Origin of the sequence: Pseudomonas allokribbensis (genome assembly GCF_014863605.1) — a bacterium.
Classification (GTDB): Bacteria; Pseudomonadota; Gammaproteobacteria; order Pseudomonadales; family Pseudomonadaceae; genus Aquipseudomonas; species Aquipseudomonas allokribbensis.
This window is the reverse complement of the sequence record NZ_CP062252.1, coordinates 1,450,604-1,463,650: the sequence shown is the minus strand read 5'-3', so window position 1 is coordinate 1,463,650 and position 13,047 is coordinate 1,450,604. Positions and strand designations below refer to the sequence as shown.

The 13,047-nt window shown below is 61.3% G+C and carries 9 protein-coding genes; 6 read left to right on the top strand and 3 right to left on the bottom strand.

The window, feature by feature from the left end; translation table 11 throughout:
* Positions 1–8 precede the first annotated feature (8 nt).
* Positions 9–479 (top strand): RidA family protein, encoded by a 471-nt coding sequence (locus IF199_RS06640; protein WP_192559967.1) that lies wholly within the window; start codon positions 9–11, stop codon positions 477–479.
* Positions 476–1,687 (top strand): aminotransferase class V-fold PLP-dependent enzyme, encoded by a 1,212-nt coding sequence (locus tag IF199_RS06635; RefSeq protein ID WP_192559966.1) that lies wholly within the window; start codon positions 476–478, stop codon positions 1,685–1,687. The genes IF199_RS06640 and IF199_RS06635 overlap by 4 nt, the downstream gene beginning before the upstream one ends.
* Here the strand turns inward: IF199_RS06635 and IF199_RS06630 are convergent.
* On the bottom strand, positions 1,657–1,998 hold the full coding sequence (locus IF199_RS06630; RefSeq protein ID WP_096819497.1) for an aspartate-semialdehyde dehydrogenase: 342 nt from the start codon (positions 1,996–1,998) through the stop codon (positions 1,657–1,659). The two genes, IF199_RS06635 and IF199_RS06630, sit on opposite strands and share 31 nt — an antisense overlap.
* A 241-nt stretch (positions 1,999–2,239) precedes the next feature.
* Here IF199_RS06630 and rapA point away from each other — a divergent pair, with 241 nt between their 5' ends.
* Positions 2,240–5,086 carry an RNA polymerase-associated protein RapA gene (rapA, locus tag IF199_RS06625; RefSeq protein WP_096819498.1) on the top strand — a complete coding sequence of 949 codons (2,847 nt, stop codon included), beginning with the start codon at positions 2,240–2,242 and terminating at the stop codon, positions 5,084–5,086.
* A gap of 101 nt (positions 5,087–5,187) precedes the next feature.
* On the opposite strand, the gene IF199_RS06620 is transcribed toward rapA, so the two are convergent.
* Complete coding sequence (locus IF199_RS06620) at positions 5,188–6,537, bottom strand: spinster family MFS transporter (protein WP_192559965.1); 1,350 nt, start codon at positions 6,535–6,537, stop codon at positions 5,188–5,190.
* A 302-nt stretch (positions 6,538–6,839) separates the two neighbouring features.
* On the opposite strand from IF199_RS06620, the gene IF199_RS06615 reads away from it, so the two are divergent.
* A complete protein-coding gene (locus IF199_RS06615) occupies positions 6,840–7,193 on the top strand; it encodes a YkgJ family cysteine cluster protein (protein WP_102621484.1) in 354 nt (117 codons plus the stop codon).
* 164 nt (positions 7,194–7,357) lie between these two features.
* Positions 7,358–9,640 carry a putative bifunctional diguanylate cyclase/phosphodiesterase gene (locus tag IF199_RS06610; RefSeq protein WP_192559964.1) on the top strand — a complete coding sequence of 761 codons (2,283 nt, stop codon included), beginning with the start codon at positions 7,358–7,360 and terminating at the stop codon, positions 9,638–9,640.
* Here IF199_RS06610 and IF199_RS06605 read toward each other — a convergent pair.
* Positions 9,531–10,427 (bottom strand): NAD(P)-dependent oxidoreductase, encoded by an 897-nt coding sequence (locus IF199_RS06605; protein WP_192559963.1) that lies wholly within the window; start codon positions 10,425–10,427, stop codon positions 9,531–9,533. The genes IF199_RS06610 and IF199_RS06605 overlap by 110 nt on opposite strands.
* Before the next feature lie 197 nt (positions 10,428–10,624).
* On the opposite strand from IF199_RS06605, the gene IF199_RS06600 reads away from it, so the two are divergent.
* Complete coding sequence (locus IF199_RS06600; RefSeq protein ID WP_096819502.1) at positions 10,625–12,826, top strand: hypothetical protein; 2,202 nt, start codon at positions 10,625–10,627, stop codon at positions 12,824–12,826.
* Positions 12,827–13,047 lie beyond the last annotated feature (221 nt).

The following is a 13,047-nucleotide window of genomic DNA, read 5'->3' as shown; positions in this document are numbered from 1 at the left end:
GACTCCACATGAGCGACTCAATCAAACAACGCGTCCAGCAACTCGGCCTGCAACTGCCTGCGCCAAGCCAGCCAGTGGCCAACTACGTCAGCCACGTGATCAGTCAGAATCAGTTGTACATCGCCGGGCAGATTCCCATGCTCGATGGCAAACCTGCATTCCTCGGGCGCCTCGGCGAAGCGATCTCCGACGAAGAAGGTGTCAACGCCGCCGAACTTGCCGCATTAGGCCTGCTGGCCCAACTGAGCGATGCCTTGGGCGATGACCTGTCAAAACTGGTGCGGATCATCCGGCTCGGCGCGTTTATCGCCAGCACCCCGGACTTCCCGCGCCAGGGCGTGATCGCCAACGGCGCCTCGAACCTGCTGGTCAACGTCCTCGGCGACAAGGGCCGCCATGTGCGCACCGCCGTCGGCGTATCGAGTCTGCCGGCCGGCGTGGCGGTGGAAGTCGATGCGATCTTCGAGCTCAAGTCGTGAACGTCGACGAAGTCCTGCGCCTGCGCGACGCGACGCCCGGCTGTGCGCAGGTGATCCATTTCAATCACGCCGGGGCCTCACTCCCAAGTCAGGCCACCCTCGACGCGGTGATCGGGCAACTGCAACGCGAAGCGCTCGGCGGGCCGATGGAGACGGCGGACATACAAGTGCAGCATCGCGCGCGCACTGCCGCAGCCGCCCTGCTCAACGCCCAACCCGAAGACATCGCCTTTGCCAGCAGCGGTTCAGCCGCCTGGAGCCAGGCGTTCAACGCATTGGGACCGTGGCATCCCGGCGAACGGATTCTGGTCGGACGCCATGAATGGGCCGGCAACCTGGCCTGCATGGCCGAAGCGGTGAAGGCCGGTGCGCGACTGGAAGTGATCCCTTGCGATGCCCGTGGCGCCGTCGATCCACAAGCTCTGGCGCAAATGATTGACCGCCATGTGCGCCTGATCGCCCTGACCTGGCTACCGGCCAATGGTGGCCTGATCAACCCGGCGACGCAGATCGGAGCGATAGCCCGTCGCCACGACATTCCTTATTTCGTCGACGCCGGACAGGCGCTGGGGCAGTTGCCCTGTGACGTCCAGGCCTTGCAGTGCGACATGCTCAAGGGGGCGGGGCGCAAGTTCCTGCGCGGGCCGCGCGGTACGGCGTTGATGTATATCCGGCCAGAATTCCTGCAACGACTGTTGCCCGTGCAGCGCGACGTACTCTCGGCACCGTGGGATGGCCAGCGCTTTACCTTGCGCGACGACGCCCGCCGCTTTGAAACCAGTGAAGTGTCATTGGCGCTACTCGCCGGATTGGCCAATGCGCTGGAGGAACATGAGCGCATCGGAGCAACGGCAATCCGAAAGCGGATCGTTGAGCTGAGCCAACCACTGCGCCGGCGTATGAAGGAGATTCCAGGGCTGACACTGCTAGATCTGGGGTCCGCCAACGAACAATCCGGACTGATCGCCTTCACGCTGGAAGGCTGGGATTGCGTGGCACTGAAGCAGGCGCTGGCCGAGCGGCGAATCAATATCGGCGCCAATGGCGTGGCCTACACACCGCTGGACATGCAGGCGCGCGGGCTGAACTCGATTGCGAGGGTGTCGGTGAGTTATCTGAATACCGCAGAAGAAATCGACATATTGCTGACGAATCTGGCTGAACTGGCCGCGCAGCCTCAGATCTCGATGTCGACCCACAAGCCCTGACGCGGCTGGTCTTCCATGAGCGGCACCACCGGCACGGTGTTGTCGGCATTGAGTTCGGTGCCCGGTACGGCGAGGTGCGCTTCGGGGTCGTCGTCGGCTTCACGGCGACGACGATCACGCTCCTGCTGGCGGCGCTGCTCTTCGCGCAGCAGATAACCGTCTTCTTCCGGATCGCGCTTTTGCAGGTCGATCGTGCTTTCGTTGGAGCTTTCCTGCACCGGCACCACCGGAGGAATGTCCGGCCGCTGGCGGATCGGGTCCTGCTGGGAAGTGATCGGCACGGCGCTCAAGGGGAGCATCGGTGGCAGCATATGAAGGGTCTCCTGTCAGCAGGCTATCGGCTGCGGCATCGGTGCCTTGAGCCATCGGTCGCAAACTTGTGACCGGATTGGCACTCGGTTGTGCCGCAAGCGCTCGTAAAACCGACGCATGACCTAATCTTCCTTCAGTTGGCCGTCGGCATTTAATAGCCGCACGCGACGCCTAATCCTTTGGCCTCAGGGCCTCATTCCGTTAAGATAGCCCGCTTTTTCAAGGTGGGAGTCAGGCAGCATGGCGCAGCAGTATCAACCGGGGCAACGCTGGATCAGTGACAGCGAAGCAGAGCTTGGTTTAGGCACCGTTCTGGCACAGGACGGCCGCTTGTTGACCGTGCTTTACCCGGCCACTGGCGAAACCCGCCAGTACGCGCTAAGGAATGCGCCCCTGACCCGCGTGCGATTCTCGCCGGGCGACTCCATTACCCACTTCGAAGGCTGGAAGATGACCGTGCGCGAAGTCGAGGATGCCGATGGCCTGCTCGTCTATCACGGTCTGAACGCCGAGAACGAAGCCGTCACCCTGCCGGAAACCCAGCTGTCGAACTTCATTCAGTTCCGTCTGGCCAGCGACCGTCTGTTCGCCGGCCAGATCGACCCGCTGTCGTGGTTCTCCCTGCGCTACCACACCCTGGAACACACCAGCCGCCAGTTGCAGTCTGCGCTCTGGGGCCTGGGTGGCGTGCGTGCACAGCCAATCGCTCACCAGTTGCACATCGCCCGTGAAGTCGCCGATCGCATCGCGCCACGGGTTCTGCTGGCGGACGAAGTGGGTCTGGGCAAGACCATCGAAGCCGGTCTGGTGATCCATCGCCAACTGCTGTCGGGTCGCGCCAGTCGCGTGCTGATCCTGGTGCCGGAAAACCTCCAGCACCAGTGGCTGGTGGAAATGCGCCGCCGCTTCAACCTTGAGGTCGCGCTGTTCGACGAAGAACGCTTCATCGAAAGCGATGCCGTCAACCCGTTCGAAGACACCCAGCTTGCCCTCGTGGCGCTGGAGTGGCTGGTCGACGACGAAAAGGCCCAGGACGCCCTGTTCGCTGCCGGCTGGGATCTGCTGGTGGTCGACGAAGCACACCACCTGGTCTGGCACGAAGAGAAAGTCAGCCCGGAATACTCGCTGGTCGAACAACTGGCTGAAGTCATTCCCGGCGTGCTGCTGCTCACCGCCACCCCGGAACAACTCGGCCAGGACAGCCACTTCGCCCGTCTGCGCCTGCTCGACCCGAACCGTTTCCATGACCTGGCGGCCTTCCGTGCCGAAAGCGAGAACTATCGCCCGGTGGCCGAAGCCGTTCAGGAGCTTCTGGACAAGGGGCGCCTGTCGCCTGCCGCACACAAGACCATCCACGGTTTCCTCGGCAACGAAGGTGAAGCCCTGCTGACCGCCGTCAACGATGGCGACACCGAAGCCAGCGCCCGCCTCGTGCGTGAACTGCTCGACCGTCACGGCACCGGCCGCGTGCTGTTCCGTAACACCCGCGCCGCCGTACAGGGTTTCCCGGAGCGCAAGCTGCACCCGTACCCGCTGCCGTGCCCGGACGAATACCTCGAACTGCCACTGGGCGATCACGCCGAGCTGTACCCGGAAGTCAGCTTCCAGGCCCAGCCGGATGCCAGCGAAGAAGAACGCTGGTGGAAATTCGACCCGCGCGTCGAGTGGCTGATCGATCAGCTGAAAATGCTCAAGCGCACCAAGGTACTGGTGATCTGCGCCCACGCCGAAACCGCGATGGACCTGGAAGACGCCCTGCGCGTACGTTCCGGCATCCCGGCCACGGTGTTCCATGAAGGCATGAACATCCTTGAGCGTGACCGCGCCGCCGCCTACTTCGCCGACGAAGAGTTTGGCGCGCAGGTGCTGATCTGCTCGGAAATCGGCAGTGAAGGTCGCAACTTCCAGTTCGCGCATCACCTGGTGCTGTTCGATCTGCCGTCGCACCCGGACCTGCTGGAGCAGCGCATCGGTCGTCTGGACCGGATCGGCCAGAAACACATCATCGAACTGCACGTGCCGTACCTGGAAACCAGCCCGCAAGAGCGTCTGTTCCAGTGGTATCACGAAGCACTGAACGCGTTCCTCAACACCTGCCCGACCGGCAACGCCTTGCAGCATCAGTTCGGCCCGCGCCTGCTGCCGCTGCTGGAAGAGGCAGACGATGGCGAGTGGCAGACGCTGATCGACGAAGCACGCACCGAGCGTGAGCGTCTGGAAGCCGAGCTGCACACCGGTCGTGACCGCTTGCTGGAACTCAACTCCGGCGGTGCCGGCGAAGGTGAAGCGCTGGTCGAGGACATCCTCGAGCAAGACGATCAGTTCGCGCTGCCGATCTACATGGAAACCCTGTTCGACGCGTTCGGCATCGACAGCGAAGACCATTCGGAAAACGCCCTGATCCTCAAGCCGAGCGAGAAGATGCTCGATGCCAGCTTCCCGCTGGGCGACGACGAAGGCGTGACCATCACCTACGACCGCAACCAGGCGCTGTCGCGCGAAGACATGCAGTTCATCACCTGGGAACACCCGATGGTGCAGGGCGGCATGGATCTGGTGCTGTCCGGTTCGATGGGCAACACCGCCGTCGCGCTGATCAAGAACAAGGCACTCAAGCCAGGCACTGTCCTGCTGGAACTGCTGTACGTCAGCGAAGTGGTGGCTCCGCGTGCCCTGCAACTGGGCCGCTACCTGCCACCGGCCGCCCTGCGCTGCCTGCTCGATGCCAATGGCAACGACCTGTCGGCCCGTGTGGCGTTCGAAACCCTGAACGATCAACTGGAAAGCGTGCCACGCGCCAGTGCCAACAAGTTCATCCAGGCCCAGCGCGATCAACTGACGCCACGGATCAACGCCGGTGAAGAAAAGATCACCCCGCGTCACGCCGAGCGCGTGGCCGAGGCCCGCCGTCGTCTGGCGGCCGACACCGACGAAGAACTGGCACGCCTGACTGCGTTGCAAGCGGTCAACCCGACCGTGCGCGACAGCGAACTGGTTGCCCTGCGCAAACAGCGCGAGCAAGGCCTGGCCATGCTCGACAAGGCGGCGCTGCGACTGGAAGCGATCCGGGTGCTGGTAGCGGGTTAAACCGCCCTGCTCCTCCGCCACACATGAAAAGGCCCGCAGCGATGCGGGCCTTTTTTGTACACCGTAGATCGTTCCCACGCAGAGCGTGGGAACGATCATCCTCAGGCCGTGACCGCTGCCACCTCAGGCTCAACCACCGCGACCAGCCCTTCCTTCATCCGCTTCGCATCCCGCACAAAACACCGCGCCGCCAGAAACAGAAACACCATGGTCAGGAACAGTGCCACCGGGATCAGGTACATCGCGTCATGCAGGCCGACCGCCTTGAACGCCTCGGTCATCTGTTCGGCACCCGCCGAAATCATGGCCGACTTGGCGAAGTGATCGGACAAACCACCGACCACCACCGGCCCCAGACCACCGCCCAGCAAATACAACCCGGCAAAGAACAGCGCCATCGCCGTGGCCCGCAGGCGCGGTTCGACCACGTCCTGAATCGCCGTGTACACGCAGGTGTAGAAGTTATAGGCAAACAGCCAGCCGACACTGAACAGCGCGACAAACACACCGATCTCGATCCGCCCGGCGTGCAGTGCCCAAGCGGTGCACACGGTGGAAATGATCAGGCTGAACGCCGCAAACAGCAGCCGCCCGTTAGCCACACGCTGATGGATCTTGTCGGCGATCCAGCCGCCGAGCGTCAGGCCGATCAGTCCGGTCACGCCGACGATCAGCCCCGTGGCCACTGCCGCTTCCTGCAACGGCATCAGAAAATAGCGCTGGAGCATCGGCACCAAAAACGAGTTACAAGCATACGTGGCGAAGTTGAAGCACAACCCGGCCATCACCAGCCACAGAAAAGTCGGCACCGCGAGAATCCGGCGGATCGGCTTGTCGACTTTCTCCTGCGACACTTGCACAGTCTCCGCCGCGCCGCGCTTGGGTTCCTTGATGAAAAACATGAACACCGCCAGCAGCAACCCCGGCACGGCAGCAATAAAGAACGGCGCACGCCAGCTGTCGAACGCCTTGACCATCGCGCCGATAGTGAAAAACGCCAGCAGCAGGCCCAACGGCAAGCCCAGCATGAAGATGCCCATGGCCCGCGCACGACGGTGCGCCGGGAACAGGTCGCCGATCAGCGAGTTGGCGGCGGGCGCGTAACTGGCCTCACCGATGCCGATGCCCATGCGCACCAGCAGGAAACTCCAGAAACTGCCGACCAGGCCGTTGACCGCCGTCAACGCGCTCCAGGTCGCCAGCCCCCAGCCCATCAGCTTGCTGCGCGAGCCGGTGTCGGCCATGCGCCCCAGCGGCAGGCCGGCGATGGCATAGACGATGGTGAATGCGGTGCCGACGATCCCCAGCTGAAAGTCGCTGAGGTGCCATTCCATGCGGATCGGCTCGATGATGATCGCGGGGATGGTGCGATCGAAGAAATTGAACAGGTTGGCGAGGAACAGCAGGAACAGAATGCGCCAGGCATTCGCCGCTTGGGTCGAGTTCTGCATGGGTCCGTCTCTTTTATTGTTATAGGGCTTCACTGCCGACGCATCCGAGCCCGGAACCTGCAATCTAGTCACGCTCGTCGGGACTGTCTGTGATCATTCGTCAGCCTGATGACGGGCCATGGCCGTGTAACGAAACGTAAGCCCTTGAAATGCTTCGAATCCCCCGAAAACCGGGGGTTTTGCGGAAAAATCCGGCAATGAAAAAATACTTTCACGCCCCCCTTCCCAACGCCGTGGCAAAGCCTAGAATGGCCGCCGGATCCGTCCGGATCCTGCCGATCAATCCCTTTGATGCCCCCCTAATGTCCGAAGTCAGTCCGTGTCTGAGTTGCGGTGCCTGCTGTTCCCATTTTCGTGTTTCATTTTTCTGGGGGGAATGCGCATCCTCCGGCGGGACCGTACCCGATGAACTGGTCACCCAGATCACGCCCAGCCGGGTCGCGATGATCGGTACCGACCGCAAGGCGCCGCGCTGCACCGCGCTGGAAGGCGACGTCGGAAAATCGGTGGCCTGCACGATCTACGACAAGCGTTCCAGCCCTTGCCGCGAGTTCGAGGCGTCATGGGAAAACGGCGAGCAGAACACCGACTGCGACAAGGCGCGTGCCCGTTTTGGCCTGCCGCCATTGCAACCGCACTGGAACGAAGTCGCCTGAGCTACCGAGCGTACGAGGCTTAGCGCCAATCGCTATGACGCTCATGCCAAAATCATTAGAGCCAATGTGCCACCACCGCTTGCGCCCCGAAATCGGCCTCTATACTGCATTCATTCGCCTGCGTTGATGACGCAGTAAGGAAGCACTCAGAGACGGGGCATGCTATGGAGTGGCTTGGTTTGCAGTTTGTTGCCGAGCTGCCGGAGAGCGGGCAGGTCATTCTCAATTGCACACACAACCCCTTGCTGGTGCTGATCGCCTATCTGGTGGCCTGCGCCGCGAGCTTCGCTACCCTCGACATGGCGGAACGCGTCGGCCATGCCGAAGATCCCGGATCACGCAGGATCTGGCGCTGGATCGGGGCCACCTGCCTGGCCGGTGGCATCTGGGCCATGCATTTCATCAGCATGCTGGCGTTCCAGACGCCGATCGATATCCAGTACGACCTGTCCATCACCCTGTTTTCCCTGCTGATCGCCGTGCTGGCCTCCTGGCTGGCCATGCACACGCTGAGCGAGCCGCAGCCCAGTCTGCTGCAATACCTCAAGACCGCCATCGTCATCGGCCTGGGCATCGCCGGCATGCACTACGTCGGCATGGCCGCCATGCAATCGGCGGCCACGGCCTACTACGATCCGACCCTGTTCGGACTGTCGATCCTGATTGCAATCGGTGCCAGTTTCGCCGCCCTGTGGGTGGCCGGGAATTTGCGTGAAGGCAGCGGCCTGCACAACCAGATGCTCAAATACGTGGCCACACTGATTCTCGGGGCCGGCATCATCAGCATGCACTTCACCGGCATGGCGGCGTTGCATCTGGTCCTCCCGGAGGGGAGCATTCCCACACTGAAGCCCGGCTCCAGCCACTTGCAACTGGGGCTCACCGTCGCCTTTATCACCCTGCTGATCCTCGGCAGCGCCATCAGCGCCGCACTGGCCGACAAGAAACTGCAGAACAAGGAACAGGACCTGCGCCGGGTCAACATGTTGCTCAGCCAGCTCGATCAGGCGCGGATGTCGCTGCAGCAGGCGGCCAATTACGACGCTCTGACCAACCTGATCAACCGTCGCGGTTTCAACCAGCTCTTCGCTGAAAAGCTCAGCCAGAAATCCACCGAGGGCGGCATGCTCGCGGTGATGTTTCTCGACATCGACCACTTCAAACGCATCAACGACAGCCTCGGCCATGATGCCGGCGACGAGCTCCTCAAAGTCATCGCCCAGCACATCAAAGGTTCGGTGCGCGGCCATGAAGACGTGGTCGCCCGTTTCGGTGGCGACGAATTCTGCATCCTGATCGGCCTGCGCGACCGCGAAGAAGCACGCAACCTCGCTCAGCGCATCATGCTCAAGATGAAGGAGCCGATCGAACTGGCCGGACGGCGCATGGTGATGACCACCAGCATCGGCATCAGCCTGTTTCCCGAAGACGGCACCACCTGTGATGAACTGCTCAAGCACGCGGACCTGGCGCTGTATCAATCCAAGGGCGCTGGACGCAACGGCGTGCACTTTTTCGATTCCAACCTGAAAAACCGCGCAAGCCTGGAGCTGCAACTGGAAGAAGAACTGCGTCTTGCCCTGCGCGAAGAGAACGGGCTGATGCTGTATTACCAGCCGATCTTCGAACTGAAGACCGGCAAGGTCACCAAGCTTGAAGCGCTGATTCGCTGGCAGCACCCGGTGCACGGCCTGCTGACCCCGGATCGCTTTATCGCCATCGCCGAAAACAACGGCCTGATCGCCGAACTGGACAACTGGGTGTTGCGCAAGGCCTGTGAAGACCTTGGCGAATTGTCGCGCCATGGCTGTGATGACCTGAAGATCGCCTGGAACTGCTCACCGCTGAATCTGGCCCGGGAAGAACTGGCCAATGAAATCGAACACGCCTTGCGCAGTGCCGGCGTTTCCCCCGAACGGCTGGAGCTGGAGGTGACCGAGAACGCCCTGATGGGCAACATCGCCAACACGCTGGTGCTGTTGCGGCAGATCCGCGCCCTGGGCGTGTCGTTGTCGATCGATGATTTCGGCACCGGTTATTCGTCGCTGGCCTACCTCAAGCGACTGCCGCTCAACACACTGAAAGTCGACCGCTCATTTATCCTCGATATTCCCAAAGCCACCGCCGACATGGAAATCGTCCAGGCGATCATCGTCATGGCCCACACCCTGCACCTGCAGGTGGTCACCGAAGGCGTGGAAAGCCTGGAGCAATACGAATTCCTCGAGCGTTCGGGCTGCGACTTCATTCAGGGCTACCTGCTCAGCCGTCCGGTGCCGCTGGACGAACTGCGCCCGGTCCTGGAAGAGATCAATCAGCGCAAACACTCCCACGCGGTCAATCCGCTGACGCTGGCTCGCGGTACATTTTCACCAGTGTTGATGGATCTTTCGCCAAAAAGCCCTGCGCCCCATGCAGGCGCATCAGTTGTGCGGCCAATCCGCTGATCGGCGTGGCCGAGCCCACTTCGCGAGAAAACTTCACCGCTGTATCGAGATCCTTGAGCAGCGTGCGCACGTGCCATTTCACCGGTTCGAAACGGCTTTCGGCCATTTGCGGGGCGAGGATCTGCAACGGCTTCGAATCGGCGAAACCACCGGCCAGTGCCTCGGCGATCAGACTGGCGTCGACCCCGGACTGCTCGGCCAGCGCGACCACTTCGGCAATCACCAGCGCATTGCACGCGACGATCATCTGGTTGCAGGCCTTCGTCACCTGGCCGGCGCCGACGCCGCCCATGTGCGTGACGCGCTGACCGAGGGCGAGCAACACCGGGCGTACGCGATCAAGATCCGCTGCATCACCGCCCACCATGATCGCCAGACTGCCAGCCTCGGCCCCGACCACGCCGCCGGACACCGGTGAATCGAGCCACGTCATGCCAGTCCTGTCGGCCAACTCAGCCGCCATCTCGCGAGTCGCCGTCGGTTCCAGGCTGGAAAAATCCACCAGCAACTGACCGCGCTTCGCACCCTCGGCGACTCCGGCCGTGCCAAACACCACCTCACGCACCACGGCCGTGTCAGCCAGGCACAGCATCACCACATCGGCGTGCCGACACAGCTCGGCGGGTGTCGCCACCTGCCGGGCACCGGCCTCGACCAGCGGCGCGCATTTGTCCGGATTGCGGTTCCACACGGTCAGCGGATAACCCGCTGCCAGCAGACGCCGGCACATCGGCAGGCCCATCAGACCGATTCCGGCAAACCCCAACGAAGGTAGCGTTGACATCATTTAGCCTCCTTTTGATTAAAGATCGCCGAATAATGGCCGATCCATCATCAATCAGGAAAGGATTCCCCCGCGCGGCACTCAGGCCAGAACCCTGACGCACGGGCCAAATACGCGCAGTAAAAAGACGCGAGATTCCCATTCCGTGAGGCTCGACGACACCGGTCGCCGAACCAACCAGTCCAGGTATATGGCGCACAATGACTTCTAAAAACAATCCGGCCACTGCGGTATCCGATCTGACCCTGAGCCCAGCAGCGAACAGCCCTGCCCCGATGAAGCCATTGCCTCCTTCGCGCCCGTTGGGCACCCAGCAATACCTGTATTTCACCGAAACCAACACCGACCGCATCCTCGACAACCTCGATGGCCTGCGTGACCTGGTGTTCCCGCGTCCGCCGCACCTGGAAGGCGACAACGAGCAGCACAACGATCAGGAATTCCCGTCGGTGTGCCTGATCGGCCTCGGTCGCTGCGGCTCCAACATTGCCCTCGACGTGGCGGAGCTGGTGTACAACGCGCGCAAGTTCTACCTCAACGAATTCAACAACGAAGATCGCGCGGCTGACCGGCGTCTGGCGACCGACAAAGGCTACAGCCCGGCCCAGTGGATCAAGCAGAACCTGCGGATCGGCCCGAACAAGTCGACCAAACCGGTGTTTCTGGTGGAACCATTGGTGATGCTCGGCGACCTGGACAAAGACATCGCCGGACGCATCCGTTTCTCGCGCAAGGGCGAAAAGAGCGGCTTCCTGCGCGACTACAGCAAAATGAAGATCATGGACTTGTCCGAAGTCCACGCCGGCGGCGCCGGTAACGCGCCGATCCTCGGCCAGTACCTGGCGAAGATCATCCTGAACAAGGATACCCAGCGTTTCTCCAGCCCTGACTGGAAAATGATCCACTCGTACCTGATCGACAGCTGCGGTATCAAGGCCAACCAGTCGCGCCTGTATTTCTCGATCTTCAGTGCCGGCGGCGGTACCGGTTCGGGCATGGCCTCGGAATTCGGCCTGGCCCAGCAGCACTCGTACATGAACAAGACGTTCGACACCAAGCCGATGGACGAACATGACGGCAAGAGCGGTCATTCGTTCGTGTTCGAGCCGATCTTCACCAGCGGTATCTGCGTGCTGCCGAACATTTCCGACCACCGCAGCGAAATGTCCGAGGCGCTGCACATCAACGCCGGTCGCCTGCTGTGCAAATACCTCTCGGAAGAATGGGATTTCTCGTACAACTTCGCCAACGAAGACAGCAGCGAAGCCAGCGTCATGGGCCGTATCCGCCCATGGAACGCGATGATGCTGATCTCCAACGACATCATGCGTTACGCCGAAGAAAGCGATGACGGCAACATCCAGAACATTGATGTCAATGCGATGGAGAAGCACGCCAACCAGTACATCTCGCAGCAGATCTTCAACATTCTGACGGCCCAGGCAGTCACGACCGACTACGACCAGAACTATTTCCGTCGTGCCGGCATCGACATCGGCGAGACCATTCGCCTGGACGCCAACGACCTGTTCATGAGTCTGGCCGGCCCGGTGGCGATTGCCTACGCAGAATCGGTAGTGCCGGAAACCCCGCCGCCGAGCAGCGACAAGTTCAAGGTGTTCGACAAAGAGCCACAGCGCCTGAACATCGACGACCTGTTCTTCCGCTCGATCGACCTGCCGCACTTCAACAAGGTCACCCAGGCCATCGAAGGCATCAGCCTGCTGCCGATCGAATCCAAGCGTTATCGCGCCTCGCTTGAGCAGTACAAGAACTCCGGCTACGACGCCGCTGCGCTGCACGACCTGCACTTCTTCAAGAACTGCTCGTCGGTGGTCTCGATCGTTTCGCTGCCGAAAGACTACAAACTGTCGTACATGGACCTGAACCGGTTGAAGACCCACCTCAACAGCCTGTTCCCCAACACCACGCTCAAGCGTTACGCACTGGTGATCGGCGCCTCGGCGAACCTGTCGCTGACCACCCTGATCGCCAAGAGCCCGTGCCTGTCGGACGACTTCCTGACCCTGATCGTGGCGTTCATCAAGCGTTGCTTCGCGAAGAACCCGTACCGTTTTGACGAGACGCTGGACAACTCGATCCTCGACTTCATCATCAATGAAGAATTCGACGAAGCGCGTATCGATGACCTGCTCAACGAGTTCGAGAACCCGGCGAAGATCCTCGATACCAACTGGTACGCGATCAAACCGATGTACGAGAAGAAGTACCGCGAGCTGATCAACGACAAAGAGAAGTTTGTCTCGATCAACGACATCCGCCTGTCGCGCGATTGCGTGAAGAAGTCGATCAAGTACCTGCGCGAGATCTACCGTCACCGGATCGGCAAGACCAAGGTCATCTCGCTGAATAACCATACTGGCAAGACTTACTCGGTCTGATCGAAGACCGAGGCGACTCCATCGCGAGCTGGCTCGCGATGGAGTCCTCGAATTCCCCGATGTATTCAGCCTTTCCAACATCCAGAAACAATTAAGCAGCCGTTAGGCTGCTTACTAAACTGTGCCCGTTACGTTTACGTCACCGTTATGCCACCCCCGCTTGTGGCATTTCTCTACGGCAACGTGCCATCACGCTACTCGGCTACACACTTTTCCTCGGC